This is a genomic window from Cohaesibacter intestini, from assembly GCF_003324485.1.
Lineage (GTDB): Bacteria > Pseudomonadota > Alphaproteobacteria > Rhizobiales > Cohaesibacteraceae > Cohaesibacter > Cohaesibacter intestini.
This window is the reverse complement of the sequence record NZ_QODK01000001.1, coordinates 1,079,720-1,097,480: the sequence shown is the minus strand read 5'-3', so window position 1 is coordinate 1,097,480 and position 17,761 is coordinate 1,079,720. Positions and strand designations below refer to the sequence as shown.

General features: G+C 54.1%; 18 protein-coding genes and 1 tRNA gene. 17 read left to right on the top strand and 2 right to left on the bottom strand.

The features are described 5' to 3' along the window. The first annotated feature begins 500 nt into the window (after positions 1-500). The 5 genes from DSD30_RS04725 to DSD30_RS04705 all read left to right on the top strand — a co-directional run bounded on the left by DSD30_RS04725 (position 501) and on the right by DSD30_RS04705 (position 5,368). Complete coding sequence (locus tag DSD30_RS04725; protein WP_198662815.1) at positions 501-1,772, top strand: tyrosine-type recombinase/integrase; 1,272 nt, start codon at positions 501-503, stop codon at positions 1,770-1,772. 254 nt (positions 1,773-2,026) lie between these two features. Next, entirely contained in the window at positions 2,027-2,212 is a 186-nt protein-coding gene (locus DSD30_RS04720; protein WP_114008380.1) for a helix-turn-helix transcriptional regulator, read from the top strand. 312 nt (positions 2,213-2,524) lie between these two features. Continuing rightward, positions 2,525-2,836 carry a winged helix domain-containing protein gene (locus DSD30_RS21830; protein WP_245418354.1) on the top strand — a complete coding sequence of 104 codons (312 nt, stop codon included), beginning with the start codon at positions 2,525-2,527 and terminating at the stop codon, positions 2,834-2,836. Continuing rightward, the gene (locus DSD30_RS04710; RefSeq protein ID WP_114008378.1) at positions 2,836-3,540 is read left to right on the top strand and encodes a helix-turn-helix domain-containing protein; all 705 of its coding nucleotides are present in this window, start codon (positions 2,836-2,838) and stop codon (positions 3,538-3,540) included. Before DSD30_RS21830 ends, DSD30_RS04710 begins: the two co-directional genes overlap by 1 nt. A gap of 964 nt (positions 3,541-4,504) precedes the next feature. Then, positions 4,505-5,368, top strand: coding sequence for a hypothetical protein (locus DSD30_RS04705; protein WP_114008377.1), 864 nt, complete (start codon positions 4,505-4,507; stop codon positions 5,366-5,368). Positions 5,369-5,423: 55 nt separating this feature from the next. On the opposite strand, the gene DSD30_RS04700 is transcribed toward DSD30_RS04705, so the two are convergent. Together DSD30_RS04700 and DSD30_RS04695 are read right to left on the bottom strand one after the other, a co-directional pair. Beyond that, on the bottom strand, positions 5,424-6,050 hold the full coding sequence (locus DSD30_RS04700) for an NYN domain-containing protein (RefSeq protein ID WP_114008376.1): 627 nt from the start codon (positions 6,048-6,050) through the stop codon (positions 5,424-5,426). 375 nt (positions 6,051-6,425) lie between these two features. Then, positions 6,426-6,515: transfer RNA gene (locus DSD30_RS04695), tRNA-Ser, on the bottom strand. 494 nt (positions 6,516-7,009) lie between these two features. Between DSD30_RS04695 and DSD30_RS04690 the strand changes: the two genes are divergently transcribed. From DSD30_RS04690 to DSD30_RS04635, 12 genes are all read left to right on the top strand, one after another. Beyond that, on the top strand, positions 7,010-7,636 hold the full coding sequence (locus DSD30_RS04690; protein ID WP_114008375.1) for a 50S ribosomal protein L21: 627 nt from the start codon (positions 7,010-7,012) through the stop codon (positions 7,634-7,636). A 24-nt stretch (positions 7,637-7,660) separates the two neighbouring features. Then, positions 7,661-7,930 carry a 50S ribosomal protein L27 gene (gene rpmA, locus DSD30_RS04685; protein WP_114008374.1) on the top strand — a complete coding sequence of 90 codons (270 nt, stop codon included), beginning with the start codon at positions 7,661-7,663 and terminating at the stop codon, positions 7,928-7,930. A gap of 152 nt (positions 7,931-8,082) precedes the next feature. Next, positions 8,083-8,751 (top strand): GNAT family N-acetyltransferase, encoded by a 669-nt coding sequence (locus DSD30_RS04680; RefSeq protein ID WP_114008373.1) that lies wholly within the window; start codon positions 8,083-8,085, stop codon positions 8,749-8,751. Then, entirely contained in the window at positions 8,751-9,299 is a 549-nt protein-coding gene (locus DSD30_RS04675; RefSeq protein WP_114008372.1) for a GNAT family N-acetyltransferase, read from the top strand. Before DSD30_RS04680 ends, DSD30_RS04675 begins: the two co-directional genes overlap by 1 nt. Then, a complete protein-coding gene (obgE, locus tag DSD30_RS04670) occupies positions 9,296-10,333 on the top strand; it encodes a GTPase ObgE (protein WP_114008371.1) in 1,038 nt (345 codons plus the stop codon). The genes DSD30_RS04675 and obgE overlap by 4 nt, the downstream gene beginning before the upstream one ends. Before the next feature lie 64 nt (positions 10,334-10,397). After that, a complete protein-coding gene (proB, locus tag DSD30_RS04665; RefSeq protein ID WP_245418353.1) occupies positions 10,398-11,531 on the top strand; it encodes a glutamate 5-kinase in 1,134 nt (377 codons plus the stop codon). Between the two features lie 102 nt (positions 11,532-11,633). Next, the gene (locus DSD30_RS04660; RefSeq protein WP_245418352.1) at positions 11,634-12,908 is read left to right on the top strand and encodes a glutamate-5-semialdehyde dehydrogenase; all 1,275 of its coding nucleotides are present in this window, start codon (positions 11,634-11,636) and stop codon (positions 12,906-12,908) included. Positions 12,909-12,974: 66 nt separating this feature from the next. Continuing rightward, positions 12,975-13,631, top strand: coding sequence for a nicotinate-nucleotide adenylyltransferase (locus tag DSD30_RS04655; protein ID WP_280955301.1), 657 nt, complete (start codon positions 12,975-12,977; stop codon positions 13,629-13,631). 174 nt (positions 13,632-13,805) lie between these two features. Beyond that, the gene (gene rsfS, locus DSD30_RS04650) at positions 13,806-14,186 is read left to right on the top strand and encodes a ribosome silencing factor (protein ID WP_198662839.1); all 381 of its coding nucleotides are present in this window, start codon (positions 13,806-13,808) and stop codon (positions 14,184-14,186) included. Between the two features lie 74 nt (positions 14,187-14,260). Further along, entirely contained in the window at positions 14,261-14,743 is a 483-nt protein-coding gene (gene rlmH, locus DSD30_RS04645) for a 23S rRNA (pseudouridine(1915)-N(3))-methyltransferase RlmH (RefSeq protein ID WP_114008369.1), read from the top strand. Between the two features lie 137 nt (positions 14,744-14,880). Next, positions 14,881-16,341 (top strand): murein hydrolase activator EnvC family protein, encoded by a 1,461-nt coding sequence (locus DSD30_RS04640; protein ID WP_114008368.1) that lies wholly within the window; start codon positions 14,881-14,883, stop codon positions 16,339-16,341. Continuing rightward, complete coding sequence (locus tag DSD30_RS04635) at positions 16,338-17,699, top strand: S41 family peptidase (protein WP_114008367.1); 1,362 nt, start codon at positions 16,338-16,340, stop codon at positions 17,697-17,699. Before DSD30_RS04640 ends, DSD30_RS04635 begins: the two co-directional genes overlap by 4 nt. Positions 17,700-17,761: the final 62 nt, after the last annotated feature.

Below are 17,761 nucleotides of genomic sequence, written 5' to 3'. Positions count from 1 at the left end.
CGAGCATAATAAGAGCATCAAATCACTGAAGCTCGCGACCATTCTTCTGCAATCAAAACCATCATTCGCTACATTTCTGAATTATGAGCATCCTGATTGTCTTGCACAGACGCTGCGACGCAGTTGCCTGAGAGGCTTCTGGGAAAACACATTGGGACATTTTACCGACGATGAATCCCAGCCGACAAAGAGCCCCAGCCGAAAAGGCCAGCCACTTCCCTGCAGGTCGAGCCGGTCCCAAGCCCTTTGCCATGGCGGTCTTGTCCCGATCAGCCGAGACCGAACGGCAGCATCCTGACAACACCAGCGATCACATAATATCCGAAGGAAATGAAACTGAATGGCGGAGAGAGAGGCCGCCATCATGATATCCAAGGCCATCCAAGAAAAATCCCTAAGCCATTGTTTTACAGCAATATAATTATCCAGTTACATCCAATAGTGTCCAGTGATATACTGCTGCAGACTCGTTTTTCTGGGGGAACAATTGGGGGAACTGAATGGCGCAAGGAAAATTGACAGCGGTCTTTGTTCGCAACACCAAGCAACCCGGCAAATACCACGATGGCGGCGGCATTGGCCTTTTTCTTTGGGTCAAAGTCGGTGGCGGCAAGTTTTGGGTCCAGCGTGTCACCATTGAGGGCAAGCGACGTGAAATTGGCCTTGGCTCATTCCCTCTTGTGTCATTGGGTGAAGCCCGCGAAATGGCAACCGATAACAAGCGCAAGGCCAGACAGGGCGAAAACCCATTGCGCGAAAAGCAGACAAAAAAATCTATCCTGACTTTTCGCAAAGCCACCGAGCGCTTTCTTAAAAACAAGACCAAAGAATTTTCGAACCCCAAACATATCAAGCAATGGCAAAGCACCCTCGAAACCTACGCCATGCCTGTTTTGGGCAACATGCCCGTCAATGCGATTGCCTTGCCCGATATCCTTCGAACGCTAGAACCAATCTGGCAGGCAAAGACCGAAACCGCGACCAGATTACGGGGGCGCATTGAAGCCGTTTTGTCATGGGCCACCGTTGCCGGATATCGAGAAGGCGACAATCCCGCTCGATGGAAAGGCAACTTGTCTGAAATCCTGCCAAAGCCAAACAAGCTAAAGAAGGGCGACAATCAACCCGCGCTTGCCTTGCCAGATTTACCCCAGTGGTGGAACGCATTGCAGGAACGCGAAGGCATAGCCGCAAAAGCGCTCATGTTCCTTACCTTGACCGCTTGTCGCTCCGGTGAAGTTAGAGGCATGGTTTGGGATGAAGTCGACCTGAAAGCCACCAAGGGGCCGATATGGACCATTCCCAAAGAGCGTATGAAGATGGGCAAAGAGCATCGCGTGCCGCTCCCTGTGGCCGCAAAGGAGCTATTGGAAGCCCTGCCCCGCATGGAAGATTCGCCCTATGTCTTTTTCGCTGTAAGAGGTGGCGCACTGTCAGACATGGCAATCAGTGCTGTTATGCGTCGGATGAATGAGGCCGAAATCAAAGCAGGCAATCAAGGATGGTTAGACCCGCGCAGCAAGCGGCCAGCCGTGCCCCATGGCTTACGGTCCAGTTTCAGGGATTGGGCAGCGGAAAGAGGGATTGAACGCGACCTTGCCGAAATCAGCCTTGCGCACAAAGTCGGCAGCGACGTTGAACGCGCCTATAGACGGTCAGACATGCTGCAAAGGCGGCGAGCTATTCTGGAAGAATGGGCGGGTTTTATTTGGGGCGAATCCAATTCAGAAAATATAGTGCCCTTTACTTCAAAGTCAGAGCACCGCCCTTGATCAGCAACCTAAACAATCACGCCAAACGCCTACGGACAACCCCTGTTATGCACAGGTTAATCACACGATACACACAATGTTATAAACATAAATCCACAAGCCAAATATCTGAAAAAATTGAATTAATTGCAAATATCCACCTGAACACAGGGCACAGGAATCGTATCTTGTGGAATCTGTCCGTTTCATTCTGGTTCTATGCACTGCTGGCAGCTAAAATTCTTACCGTCTAGTAACGCTTTATAGGAGCTAAAATGGCAGACCACGTTTTGAGACTTCCACAGGTGCAGGAACGCACCGGCCTTGCTCGCAGCACAATCTACTCAGCAGCAAAACAAGGCACATTCCCTAAACCATTCAAAATCGGATTAAGGGCGGTTGCTTGGTCAGAAAGCGAGATTGACGACTGGCAGAGCGAACAAATGTCAAAAAGGGGCTAAGACCTGATTGGTCCTAACCCCTCTAATAATAATCCGACAATGCAAGCAACTTGTTTGCCGACGGTCTGCTTGCATTTGAGGATTTCACCAATCCAAAAAATGGATTTCAAACATGCAAAACGTAACATCCAATACCACAAATGACAATAAGAACAAACAGCCAACATTGTTCGATTGGGCGCACTCAGTCCAGCAAATCACCGCCTCGCGCACTCGGTTCGGGCTTAGGATACAAGCAAAAACCGGTTTGCCTGCATCGGTGATTGAAGCCCATATCGCCCTAAACTGCCCAAATACACCGAGGGCGGCATAATGAGAAAGCAGACGATGACGATTTCAGTTTGCTTGCCTGTCGGTGGCACTGAACAAAACCTTTCATTCACTGGCCGTGACGCATGGGCACTTTCTGCACTTATTGAAGCTGGCAAAAAGGGATGTACCCCGATAGATAATCCCGCCCCAAGGTGGAGCGCTTATGTCAAAAACCTTCGGGATGCAGGCATAACGATTGAAACCATCTATGAACCACACAGCGGACCCTATAGCGGCACCCATGGGCGATACGTCCTGAAAAGCCAACTCGACGTCACAAGACCATTTGGCCCGAAAGGACAGGTGGCATAATGGACAGAAGAAAGGAAATAGGAAGCCGCTCCCACGGAGTAAGGGAGGCGCGGCGAAGGCACCTGCCAAGCCATTGGCAGTTTTTCCAAGATTGGGCTGATATGGTCATATGGGTGAGGCTTTCACCAGCGGCAGCCGCACTCATTACAGAGCTATTTCTCGATTGCAGAAATGGGGACTATGACCCAATCCCGATAAGCATTGCCGAAGCAATGGAGAAAACGCGAGCCAGCCGGGATGTTGCTATAGCCGCACTTAAAGAGCTTGTTCGCTATGGATGGCTCGATAAGCGGCAAGATGGCACCTTGAAAGGCCCGGTCGCCCATAGGGTAAGCATCTATCAGCTCATACCGCCACCACATGAACGCCAGAAGCATTTCCCTTTGCTCCGACAATGGCGCTCGATACCAGCATGGCAACACTTGTCAAATGAGGGCCGCAAGCTCTTTATCACCATGAAAGCCAAGCACCCATATCGGGCTATCAATCGGTTCCCTGTCGATTCTCGCATGGTTGAGGCACTACTTGGTTGCCGGAACAGAAAGGCAAAAAGCGTCGTTGCGGAACTAGTCGAAAAGGGCTTCTTGCGGCGGGCTGGTTCCCTGCACGGGCAGAAGGCTTTTAGCTTTACCGATATGCCCCAAGAAGGGGAAAAGGCGGCAGCAAATTCCTTCAAGGAATGGAAGCCAGAAATAGCGGCCTGAATTTAGTTTCCAACGGTCGATATTTCGACACTCAACGGTCGATTTTTCGACATCCAACGGTCGATATTTCGACATTTTGGAAATGCTAAAAAACAGGCTATCAAGACACGATTGGTCGCAGAAACCAGCCACTTTGCGGCCAATCCCTCAAAGACCTGAAAACATGCCTCGTCGGACCTATATATAGATATCCCTGCCACCGACCTTGCCAAGCACTCCAGTTTCAAGGGTGTTTCCAGCCCAAAACCACGTCCAAAAGGGTGCATTTTTTGAAAGAGGTCTTTTCGGCATATTTGGCCCTTTTGAGCGGCCCGATGAAAGCCAGCCAAACCACAATCAAAGAGACAACCAAGCGCCAGCGCCATCCCCCCTTTAAGGAGGCTAGGGGGTACTCCCCCTCAAGTATGCGGGGGTTGGGGAGTGTTGCTTTCAGGGTGCTTTCTTGGCCGCATATTTGGCCGCTTTAAAATCCGATTTCTAACGGGGTTTATCGGGCTTTCTGAAATAGGGCAAAGTAGACACCATAATGAAGCGGAAAAGCCACGTCCTGCCAGAGCGTAAAATAGGCCGAAATAGGAACGGTGGGGAACCTAACAAAACCTCACTTCGTTTACGGCCTTCCCTCTTTTTTAGGGCCTCTGAAAACCTGTTATTGCCAATCGCTTTGAAAAAATATCAAAGATAAATCAAGTTTCGGCACCATGCTCGCGCAGGGCTGACGTCAAGCAAGGGCTTTGTTCTCCTCCAAAGCAGCCCTAGGGGGTATTCCAATCTCTAGAGGGTTAAATGCATGGATCGGCAAGGGGACTTAAATTTTCACTCCCACAATTCAAAAGACGAGTTGAAGAAATCCGGGGCCGATGCAATCATGCGTCAAATTCCGAACAGTTTTCTACCGAGGGTTTAGGGTAGGGATACATGGCTTTGTTAAGCCGATGGTGAATGATGCAGTGGGGTAAAGGGGATGCTGAAACTAGGTCAAATTTCAATTTTCTTGACTTGGCTATTCTTGTCAATCTCTCCCTCAATGGCAGAAGAGATTTCGATTGATCGAATTATGCAAGCCGCAATTGATCAAAGGGAGCGTCAAGTCGCGAGGACTTATTCGGCGTGCGTTAATGAAAGGGACATTGAGTATTGCAAAGATGAATTGAAGAAAATTCACAAACGAGAATTGATCGTAATTTCAACAATTTACGCAAATTTTGGTAAGTACAATAGTTCACTTATTGCTAACGCTTTCAATGCGTGCAGCTCAATTCACCACGACTATAGCCGGTCAACAAGTTGCAAAGAGCGTCTTAGTAAGCTTTTGGAATCTTCAAAAAAGATAGAAAATTTCGCCGATGAAGAAAAAGAAAGGGTGCGGCCAAGGACCGAGAGCGAGATAATTGCCAAAGTCGAGGGCCACAGTTTAAGGTCACTGTTCATTTGTGTAGAGAATAAGTTGAACGAGGACCAAGCGAAGCTTGCGGTCAAAAATTTCGTCGGACCCGAACGAAACAGGATTTGGGTCGAAAAAATAAGCATACACAAAGCTATTGCTTTGTACAATTTAGCAAAGAGGCTTGAATGGGAAATCATGGAAGCGTCTTACCTCGGAGAGGTGTTGCTCCATCAGTTGCGCCACGCCGGGCATCTTAGCCGCGCTGAGTTTAAAACCTTACTACCATCGTTTAGAAAGGTTCGGCCTAATTCTTCTGGCGTCCTCTCTCCATCAGGAGGTTATCTTCCAGCTTGCGAGAAACTAGCCTCGAAATACAACGGGGTTTCCAGAATAAGAGCTTCTGAGGAAAAAGACACAGGCCTTTTTAAAGCCTTCCCATGAACTAAGCTAAGCGCACCCCCCGCCTCCCAAGAGTCGAGAAGCAAGCACGCTCAACTTATTCTTCAGGAGGGTTATTTCTCACGTTCACTTCTCGAACAATGTCAGCGTGTTGGTATAGCGAGTCATGCAAGTTAAAACAGCGCTCATAATTTGGTTTGATTACCACTGCTCTCATTCCTCGAATTCTGCCATGTTTGAGAGCTGGAGCCATATCAGTGTCGGCGGTTACCAGCATGAATTGATCGACCTTCTTGGTTTCCGCAATAGCGGCTACATCGAGGCCGAGCGCCATGTCAACGCCCTTCTGGCTGAAATTCGGTTGAAAATGGCTGTCGCGAAATTCCCCGCTAAAAGTTCCTTCTCCGATTTGGCGTATAACGTTAGGCTTCAATCTCCAGCCGCCAAATTTTAACCGACCTTTTCTAAGCGCAAAATTCTTGACCTTCGCAATGTCGGTTAACAGCGTTTCGTCATCGCGGAAAGTGCGGGGTTCTCCTGAGATAGGAGTATTCTTCTCTCCAACGTACTTGGGCGCATCATAATAGAAAATTCGATAAACTGTTTCATTTTCTACAAAACACCTTGATGCAAAGTCAGATATAGCATCAACAGTGTAAGGCTGTCGGGCCTTTTTGAAACATGCGCGCAAATGCCCGCCATCAATTAATAAAGCGGTATACATGAGAAACCTTAGATATGAGTGCGCCCCGGCTCTATGATATATGCCAGGGCGCTTTATAGCGGCCCCACGTCAGGGCCATGTGTATCTATAAGCTCAACGATAGGCGTCGAACGTTAATAAAAGATTTAGGACTGAAAACGGCGCCTGTCAAATAAAATTCAGGAAACCTGACAAAATACGGAGATTCGGACAGGTGCCGCAAGTAGCCCAACACATTCCATTTCAAGAATCTAGAAGCAAGAGAGCAGCCAAATACAAAAGGTAAATAAGGGCAAAATGAAAGCACCAAGCGCAGTTTCATTGGGGGAACAATTGGGGGAAGTTATTTTCATTACTCTGAAAAACGAAACAATTTCAATATGTTATTAAAACGAATGGCGGAGAGAGAGGGATTCGAACCCTCGGAACACTTGCGCGCTCAACGGTTTTCGAGACCGCCCCGTTCGACCACTCCGGCACCTCTCCGCAACCCGTTTGAGCAGCCAGTGGCAGGCTTCGTGCTCAAAATGGTGGGCGGACCATACACACACACTTCATCAAGCTCAAGATGGGCAACCAAGAAATCCCCCGCGAATGATGCAATTGGTGCACCATGCCTTCCCCATCCCCACACCGAAACCGATTGCCCCCTTGCCAATTCGCAAAAGCACGAGGCTTCTCGCCCGGATTAATGACGACCAGCCTCCCAAATCAATCCACTGGAAACGCCCGGCTTTTCGCCACCGACCTGCCCGAACCGAATGGCGAGGAAGGCAAGCTTTTCCTTGACTCACAACCACTTCTGACTATAGTGCGCGGGAAAGCCGGGCGTGGGAGAGAATCCTGCGCCTACTTGCTTGCGTTTCTTTTTCTGTCAACGCATTGATAGATAACTGCAATTCAGGCATTCCCGAAAACTGACTGAAAAAAGACAGACCCACGCCTCATTGGGGTGAAGTCTGGACTGAACGGAGAAAAAAATGTTCGCAGTCATCAAAACCGGCGGTAAGCAGTATACTGTTTCCCCCGAAGATATCATTCAGGTCGAAAAGCTCGAAGGCGAAGCTGGCGACACTGTAACCTTTGACAGCGTGCTGCTGGTTGGCAGCGAAGGCGAAACCACTGTTGGTGCGCCGGTTGTTGAAGGCGCAAGCGTTGCTGCTGAGATTGTTGATCAGGGCCGTGGCCGCAAGATCATCATCTTCAAAAAGCGTCGTCGTCAGAATTCCCGTCGCCGCAATGGCCATCGCCAGCACTTCACCTCCGTCAAGATCACCGAGATCCTGACCGGCGGCAAGGCGCCAGCGAAAGCTGCCAAGAAAGCGACCCCTGCCAAGAAAGAAGCAGAAAAAGCTGCTCCTGCCGCGGCAGCCGAAGGCGAAGCACTCTTCACCGCTCCTGCGGAAAAAGACGACCTGAAAAAAATCTCCGGCGTTGGCCCGGTTCTCGAAGGCAAGCTGAACGCACTGGGTATCACCTCGTTCGCACAGATCGCGGCCTTCACCGCAGAAGACATCGCCAAAGTTGATGACGCCCTGAACTTCAAGGGTCGCATCGATCGTGACAACTGGCTTGAGCAGGCTGCTGCTTTCGCCGCTGAGAAATAAGTTTAGAGACGAGGAGACACCAAAATGGCACATAAAAAGGCAGGTGGTTCATCCCGTAACGGTCGCGATACAGCTGGCCGTCGTCTGGGCGTGAAAAAGTTCGGTGGTGAAGTGGTCATCGCCGGCAACATCATTATTCGTCAGCGCGGAACCAAGTGGCATCCGGGCAGCAACGTAGGCATGGGCAAGGACCACACCCTATTTGCAACCACCGACGGCAACGTAGAGTTTCGCACCAAGTCCAATGGCCGAACTTACGTATCCGTGAACCCGGTGGCGGAAGCCGCAGAATAACACTGGCATGAGATATACGATTTGCCGGTGTCCCTGACCCCGACAAATCGACAAAGATCCTCCTGGCAGGATCAAAAGATTAGAAGGGGAGATGGGACACCGTCTCCCCTTTCGCTTTTGATCCCTAACCTATCGCCAACCAGGAGGACACCATGTTGGAAATAGACGAAAGCTTGTTACAGACCGAACCCGACAGTATCCGGGGTTTGGGAAACAGCTCCATCATCCTGCGCCAGCCTCGGCGCGCTGATATCGACATGCTTGTCGCACTGGCCACCAAACCAGTGTTGGCCAAGAACATTTGCTGCAACTGGCTGCCAACCTCTCGCGCAGACGCCGAACAATGGCTCGCCGAGATTGAGGCAAATGCCAAACAGGACACAGTGCCCTTTGTCATGACCGACAACAAAGGTGCATTTGTTGGCGCCATCGGCCTCCTGATCAACAAGGCAGGCTCCGAAGCAGAAATCAGCGTGATGATCCGTGAAGGCCACTGGGACAAGAATTATGCGACCCAGGCCATTCAGGCGATTGCGGACTTTGCTTTCTCAAACCCGGACAAAAACCAGCCCTCCCTGCGTACCGTGACAGCCCGTTGTCGCGTCACCTGCGGAGCGTCCCGTCGCGTCGTTGAAAAATGCGGATTTCAATATTGCGGCACCGGCATGGCCCATTCGAGACACTATGACGGCAAGATCCCGATCGACCGCTACCGGTTGGATCGCGGCATCTGGTACGCCTTGCGTCACTGGGCCGGAGCATCCGCCTTCACCCCCGCCGAGAAGCCCGTTGAAACTCTGGATATCAAAGGAGCAGCATAATGCGCAGACCAAGCTTGCACAGCGAGCGTCTGCTCTTGCGCCCCCTCGACAAGAGCGACGCCCCTTCCATCGAAGCCATATGCAGCCAGCGTGCGGTCAGTGAAAATCTGGCCAACGTCCCTTATCCCTACCCGGATGGAGGAGCAGAGGACTGGCTCGACCGGGAAGCCAAGGGGCTTGCCGGCATCAACATGGCCATCACCCATGAAGGCGATCTGATCGGCCTGATCGGCATCAAGGCGTCAAGCGAACGCACAATTGGCGACTTTGTGCCGTCGATTGGCTATTGGCTTGACCTGCCTTTTTGGGGTAAAGGCTATATGCAAGAAGCTGTCAGCCGTCTTCTCGACTGGTATATGCCGCATGAACCGACCGAACGCATTCGTGCGTCGGTGTTCGAAGACAATTCCCGCTCCCTCAATGTCTTGCAAAAGCTTGGCTTTTGCGAGATTGGCAGGGACGAAGGCTACAGCATTGCGCGCGGGACTCAATCGCCCCAGATCAATCTGGAGCTGACCGCCAATAGATACAAAGAGGCCATGCAATGAAGTTTCTCGACCAGGCCAAGGTCTATGTCCGCTCCGGTGACGGTGGAGCAGGCTGCATTTCCTTTCGCCGTGAAAAATATGTGGCCCTTGGTGGCCCCGACGGCGGCGATGGCGGCAAGGGCGGTGACGTCTTTGTCGAATGCGTCAATGGCCTGAACACGCTGATTGATTATCGTTTCAAGCAGCATTTCAAAGCCGAGATCGGCCTGCATGGCATGGGCCGCAACCGCAATGGTCATAAAGGCAAAAGCGTCGTTCTGCGTGTCCCGGTGGGCACGCAGATCCTTGACGAGGACAACGAAACCATTCTCGCCGACATGACCGAAGTGGGCCAGACCTATCGTCTGGCCAAGGGCGGCAATGGCGGCTTTGGCAATACCCATTTCAAATCCTCGACCAATCAGGCCCCGCGCCACGCCAACCCGGGTCAGGAAGGTGAGGAAAAATGGATCTGGCTGCGGCTCAAACTGATCGCCGATGCTGGTCTGGTCGGTCTGCCCAATGCGGGCAAATCCACCTTCCTGGCGTCGGTCTCCTCGGCCAAGCCAAAGATTGCGGACTATCCTTTCACCACCCTGCACCCCAATCTTGGTGTCGTCGGCATTGACGGCCGCGAATTTGTCATGGCCGACATTCCCGGCCTCATCGAAGGCGCCCATGAAGGCGTTGGCATTGGCGACCGTTTTCTCGGTCACGTGGAACGCTGCCGTGTGCTTCTGCATCTGATTGACGCGACGCAAGACGATTATCTTGATGCCTACCGGGTCATCCGCGGTGAGCTCGAAGCTTATGACGAGGGTCTGGGCGAGAAAGACGAAATCGTTGCCCTGACCAAGATCGACTCCCTGACAGACGACGACATCACGGAAAAAATGGCAGAATTCGAGGCCGCCTATGGCTTCCGGCCGCTTGCTATTTCCGCTGTTGCCCGCACCAACATGGACGAGATTCTCCGTGCCCTGATGAGCAAGATCGAGACGGAAAACAAGCGCGAGGCAGAAGCCGGGCAAGAGGAAACGGCGTGGCGACCGTGAGGATCGTCCCCCGCCTCCCTTAAGCTTATTTTATAAGACGCGTTTGGCAGAATTGGATGCACTCGTGAGACTTCAGGACCAGAAACGCATCGTCATCAAGATCGGCTCTGCCACCCTCGTTGACGAAAAAACGGGACGCCTGCGGGCCGCATGGCTGCAGACCCTGATCGACGACATCGCCATGCTCAAGGCACAGGGCAAGGAAGTGCTGATCGTCTCGTCCGGTGCCATTGCACTGGGTCGACGGCGCACCCATCTGCCAGCAGGCAAGCTGAAGCTTGAGGAAAGCCAGGCCGCCGCTGCCATCGGTCAGATCGCCTTGGGCGAAGCCTATGCTGACGCCCTGCACAAGGTCGACCTGACCGCAGGCCAGATCCTGCTGACCTTTGAAGACACAGAAGAACGCCGCCGCTATCTCAATGCCCGCGCCACCTTGACCAAACTGCTCGAACTGGACGCGGTGCCGATCATCAACGAAAATGACACGGTCGCGACCAGTGAAATCAAATTCGGCGACAATGACCGGCTGGCCGCCCGCGTCGCCACGATGATCAGCGCAGATTGCCTGATCCTGCTCTCCGACATTGACGGCCTATACACTGCGCCACCCGCCACCAACCCCGACGCGGAACATATTCCTATCATCGAGCATATCACCCCGGCCATTGAAGCCATGGCAGGCAGTGCAGGATCATCGCTGGCCAAAGGCGGCATGACCACCAAGATTGCTGCAGCCAAGATCGCGGTCAATGCAGGGGCCAACATGATCATCGCCAATGGCGGGGACTATAATCCGCTCAAAGCCTTGATGGAGGGCGGCAAATGCAGCTGGTTCACCGCGGTTGCCAACCCGATCACCCAACGCAAACGCTGGATCAATGGCCATCTGGAGCCGCAAGGCATTTTGACTCTTGATGACGGTGCGGTTCGGGCCCTGTTGTCCGGCAAGAGCCTGCTGCCCGCAGGCGTCAAGGCCCTCGACGGTAACTTTGCCAAAGGCGACGCGGTGATCATCCGGCGGCTTGACGGGCAGGAAATTGCCCGTGGCCTGATTGGTTACGACCGCACCGAAGCCGACCAGATCATTGGCCACAAATCGTCCGACATACCCGCTCTGCTGGGCTATGACGGGCGACCGGAGCTGATCCACAGGGACGACATGGTTCTGCGTGACCATGAACCGGTCACCCCGATTTGAACCACGCCGTGCACGTTCACGCAATCACGACTTGACCTGTCGAAAGCTTCAATCCTATATCGAACAGACAAAAGGGCTGACGCCCAACTGGGGGAATGCAGTATGAATGACATGACCAGCACCGTCGCCGACATGATGAGCGAGCTCGGTCGCCGCGCGCGCAGCGCCGCCCGGACCTTGGCCAATGCCCCGAGTGCCCAGAAAGACAAGGCCCTCACAGAAGCCGCCACAACCATTCGAGCCAGCATTCCCGCCATTCTCGAAGCCAATGCCAAGGATGTGGCCAAAGGTGAGGAAGACGGCATGACCAAGGCCTTTCTCGATCGCCTGACCCTTGATGAAAGCCGGATTGAAGCCATTGCCGCCGGTTTGGATGCGATTGTCACCCTGCCCGATCCCGTCGGCGATATCATGGCGGGCTGGGATCGCCCCAACGGTCTGAAAATCGAGCGCGTCCGCACGCCGCTTGGCGTCATCGGCGTGATTTATGAAAGCCGCCCCAATGTAACCGCAGATGCTGGGGCTTTGTGCCTGAAGGCCGGCAATGCGGCAATCCTGCGTGGCGGTTCGGACAGCCATCATTCTTCGCGTGCCATTCATGCCTGCCTGACCGCTGGCCTTGAGGCAGCTGGCTTGCCAGCCGACGCCATCCAGATTGTCCCAACCACCGATCGGGCCGCCGTTGGCGAAATGTTGCGGGGCCTTGGCGGCAATGTCGATGTCATCGTGCCGCGCGGCGGCAAGGGTCTGGTTGGCCGCGTGCAGGAAGAGGCCCGCGTGCCGGTCTTCTCCCATCTGGAAGGCATTTGCCACCTCTATATCGACAAGGCAGCCGATGCAGCCAAAGCCGTTGACATCACGGTCAATGCCAAGATGCGCCGTACCGGCATTTGCGGGTCGGCAGAAACCTTGCTGATTGACCGCGACGTGGCCGAGACAATCGGCAAGCCCGTGCTGGAAGCACTCGCTGCAGCGGGCTGCGAAATCCGTGGCACCGCTGACATTCGGGCCCTTTTTCCCGCCGCCAAGGAAGCTCGGGAAGAGGATTGGTCGACCGAATATCTCGACGCCATCATCTCCGCCAAGCTGGTGGATGGGGTTGGTGAGGCCATCGATCACATCGCCACCTACAGCTCCAGCCACACCGAAAGCATCCTCACCGAGGATGCTGCAGCGGCGGAACGTTTCCTCAATGAAGTTGACAGCGCCATTGTTATGCACAATGCATCGACCCAGTTTGCCGATGGCGGCGAGTTTGGCATGGGCGCCGAAATCGGCATTGCCACCGGTCGCATGCATGCCCGTGGCCCGGTGGGTCTGGAACAGCTGACCAGCTTCAAATATCGTGTGCATGGCACAGGCCAGACCCGACCATAAGGACCGGGATCTGATTCAATGGTTTTTGATGCACATGACCCGGAACCACAAGGAAGGGACCCCAGCATGACCGCTGACATGACCCGGTCCCGCACCCATGGCATTGGGCTTCCGCCCTTTCAACCGGGCATGCGCATCGGCCTTTATGGCGGCAGCTTCAACCCTGCGCATGAAGGTCACCGCCATGTCGCTCTGACGGCCCTGCGTCGCCTGCAACTTGATCGCATTTGGTGCCTCGTCACACCGGGCAACCCACTCAAGGATATCAGGGACTTACCCAAGCTTGAAACCCGCATCACACGCACCGCCGCGATGATGGATCACCCGCGCATTGACGTCACCGGCGTCGAGGCCAAAGCAGGCACCAGCTACACCGCCATGACCCTCAAATGGCTGCAACAGCGCACCCGCGGCGTTGATCTGGTCTGGATCATGGGAGCAGACAATTTAATCCAATTTCACCATTGGCAACAATGGCGGTCGATAATGGCCTCAATGCCGGTTGCAATTGTGGACAGACCCGGATACAGTCGCGCACCGCTGAAGGCGACAGCCGCAAAAGCGTTTGCTCACGCTCGTATTCAAGACAATCGGGCAAGAGCGCTCGTGGGCGCGCCCTGCCCCGTCTGGACATTTTTGTATGGGCCCCGCTCACATCTGTCTTCGACGGCGCTGAGGCGACATTCGCAGCAGCAATCGCTGTCGCAAAAGCAACAGCCTTGAAATTGTCATACGGCGTGACATATCCTATTTATGCGACGATTTGGTTTTCGGGTCAGATTTTCGCCTTTCCATTTCCGTTCACCATCATGAAAGACGGATCGATGAACGGCAGAAGCTGCCATGCAGTTTGATATAAGAGGTACATTCCTGTCTACCGCAACCCAAATGGAGATCATGCCAGAAGGCCTCTCTCCCGCAAGCCTCGTGACGGATCGCAAGGATCCTGAGCAGGCTCTCGAGTTGATCCTCGCAAGCTTGGATGATTCCAAGGCAGAGGACATCTTGTCCATTGACCTGCGCGGCAAATCAGCCCTTGCCGACTTCATGGTCATCACCTCCGGTCGTTCCCATCGTCATGTCGGTGCCGTCTCTGATCGTCTCTTGCGAGATCTCAAGGACAATGGCTTTGGCAATGCGCATGTGGAAGGTCTGCCCAATTGCGATTGGGTCCTGATCGATACCGGCGACCATATTGTTCACATCTTCCGCCCGGAAGTCCGCGAATTCTACAATATCGAGAAAATGTGGGCAGCCGAAGCTCAGGACGAAGACTGAGCGGCTGACAATGATCAAACGAGCGAGATCGGCACCAGCCGCAATGTCCCTCGCTTGGTCCACGGGTAAGGCAGATGAAGCTAGTCATAGCAGCTATCGGACGGCAAAAAGCCGGCCCGGAGACTGATCTTGTCGCGCGTTATCGAGACAGGGCGAAAAAGGCTGGGCGCTCTCTGGGACTGTCCGGCCCGGACATTATCGAGTTTGCCGAAAGCCGCGCGCGCTCAACCCCTGAACGCAAAAGTCAGGAAGCCGACCAGCTGCTAAAAAGCTTGCCGTCTGGTGCCTATATTGTCGCCCTTGACGAGCATGGCAAGAATATCTCCAGCGAAGCCTTTGCCAAGCTGATCGACAAGCAGCGCAATGCCGGCGCACCTGCGGTTGCTTTCGTTATTGGCGGGCCCGATGGTCACGGAGATGAACTGCTTGCGCGTGCCGACGCCAAACTGGCACTGGGGGCCATGACATGGCCGCACCAACTGGCGCGCATGCTGCTGAGCGAGCAGGTCTATCGCGCCATCACCATTCTCACTGGCCATCCTTATCATCGCGTTTGACCCCGATGATCGCATGGATTGATCACACGCACCCTGCGTCTTTGCCCGCAAAGGCGGGGACGCGGTCCTGAATTTTCTGTCAGACGATTCCACCACTGCATCGCTTGATTTACATTGCGCTCAAAGAGGCAGGACAGATGATTCGGTTGCACAACCAACAAGGCAGGAAGGCGGGCTCCGGAAACCGGACAAAACGCGGTGTGCAAACACTGGCGGCGATCGTCACCCTCCTGCTCAGCCTGTCGATCATGCCTTTGCAAGCCCAGAATAGCGACCAACCCGCCAGCAACGAAGCCAGTGCGCCGGACACCCCCCAGTCGGACCCGGAAAAAACCGAAGCGGAACAGCGCGCGGCCCGGGCGCTGGAAGCCCGCCTCACCGCTCGCAAGCAGCAGGAAGCCGCCCTGACAGAGATCGAAGCATCGATTGCCCTGTCCAACGAACGGCAACAGGAACTCAAAGATGAGATCGCGCAATTGCGCTCAGACCGGGAAATCATCCAGCAAGATCTGCTGGCGACGGCAGAGCGGATCAAGAATCTGGAGAGCTCCCTGTCGGATCGCGAAACCCGCCTGCGCACCCTGTTTGCCGACCAGACCAATCTGCGTGTGTCGCTGGCCGAGCAGCGTGATGCCCTCTCCGAAATCCTCGCAGCCCTTCAGCGCATTGGTCGCAACCCTCCCCCGGCCCTGTTCATCCGGCCCAACGAAGCCCTGAGCGCCGTTCGCTCCGCCATTCTGCTTAGTACTCTGGTGCCAGAAGTGCGCCTTGAGGCTCAGGCTCTGGCCGCCCAGCTCGAAGCCCTGATCAGCGTACAAGCCAAGATCGAGCAGGAGAAAACCGCCCTGCAAGGCGGCTTGGGAAAGTTACACGAAGAGCAGCAACGCCTTGACTTGCTGGTCGCCAAGAAAAAGCAACAGGAAGCCTCCAGCCTTGAAGCCGCCCGCTCCGAAGAGCAACGGATCAGCGAATTGGCCTCCCGCGCCCGCAGCTTGCAAGAGCTGATTGATGGCATGGAACAGGAAATCAAGGCGGCGCGTTTGGCAGTGGATGAAGCCAAAGAAGCAGAAAAACGCCTGCTTGAGAAGAAACTGGAAACAAAGAAACAGAAAATTGCCGCCTTAAAAGACGCTGCGCGCCTTTCTCCTGCCATACCTTTTGGTAAAATGAAGGGCCTGTTGCAGCTGCCTGCACGGGGCGCCATCCTCAAAGGTTATGGGACCAATGACGGTTTCGGCGGCCAAACACAGGGTTTGTCGATCGCCACGCGCATCGGCGCACAGGTCACCAGCCCGGCAGATGGCTGGATTGTTTACGCAGGACCGTTCAGATCCTTCGGTAAACTCTTGATCATAAATGCCGGAGACGGCTACCATATAGTCCTTGCCGGGATGGATGACCTCATCGCGGATGTTGGATCCTTTGTATTGGCCAACGAACCGGTTGGTACAATGCAAAAAACACGACTGGCGGCAACGGATGTACTTGACTCAGGTGCATCTCGCCCGGTGTTATATTTGGAATTGAGAAAAGATGGCACGGCGATTGATCCCGCGCCATGGTGGACAGTAGCTTTGAAAGAAAAGGCAGACGGATGATCCGTAAACTCTCACTCTTGCTTATCGGTGCTCTCATGGGTGCTGGCCTTGTTGTCACCCTTGCAGTGTCACCGTGGGATGCGACGGGCACAGCCAATGCAGCAGGCTCCGACACCTATCGTCACCTCAACCTATTCGGCGATGTGTTCGAGCGCGTGCGCCGCGAATATGTCGAGGAACCGGAAGACAAGAAGCTCATCGCTGCCGCTCTGAATGGCATGTTGACCTCGCTCGACCCTCATTCAAGCTATCTCTCCCCAGAGAGCTTTGAGGACATGACGGTTGAAACCTCCGGTGAATTTGGCGGTCTCGGAATTCAGGTCACCCTGGAAGACGGGCTGGTCAAGGTGATTTCTCCAATCGATGACACCCCGGCCCACCGTGCAGGCATTCTGGCGGACGACCTGATCACCCATCTCGATGATGAGCCGGTTCGCGGCCTGTCACTCAGCGAAGCGGTCGACAAGATGCGCGGCAGGGTCGGCACAGCAATCGAACTGACCATCGTGCGCAAGGATGTCGAAAAGCCAATCAAGGTATCGATCACCCGTGAAATCATCAAAATTTCTTCGGTGCGCTCCAAGGCCCATGGCGATATCGGCTATGTGCGCATCACCCAGTTTAACGGTCAGGCTTTCAATGGCCTGAAAGAAGCCATTGCCGAACTGGAAAAAGAAATTGGTAGCGACAAGGTCAAGGGCTTCATCCTCGATCTGCGATCCAACCCCGGTGGCCAGCTCGACCAGTCCATCGCCATTTCCGACACCTTCCTTGATCAGGGTGAAATTGTCTCCACCCGTGGCCGCAACAAGGATGAAGTCAAGCGCTTCTATGCCCGTGCAGGCGATCTGACCAAGGGGCGTCCACTGATCGTGCTGATCAATGGTGGCTCGGCTTCGGCGTCCGAGATTGTCGCCGGTGCCCTGCTGGATCACAAACGGGCAACCATTATCGGCTCAAAAAGCTTTGGCAAAGGGTCGGTTCAGACGATCATTCCACTGGGCAACAATGGCGCCATCCGCCTGACCACAGCACGCTATTACACCCCATCGGGTACGTCCATTCAGGCCAAGGGCATCGTTCCTGACATTTTCGTCAAGCAGGAACTGCCTGACGAACTGAAGGAACGCTTCCCAACCACGGCAACCACCGAGGCCAAACTCAAAGGCCATCTGGAAGCCGAAGGGGAAGCAGAAAAGACGGCTGACGAGAGCGCGGAGGACAAGGAAAAGGCCAAGGAAGCCTATTCCCCTTCTTACGTGCCAACAGAAGTCGACAAAGACACCCAGCTGCAATTCGCTCTCAAGCTGATGAATGGCGAAGAGCAGGATGTCGCTTTCCCGGCCAAGGTCGAATAGTGAAGCAATCGAAGGCAGTCCCGCCCGGGGCTGCCTTCTCCCCGTCCTCTTGTCGAAAGATG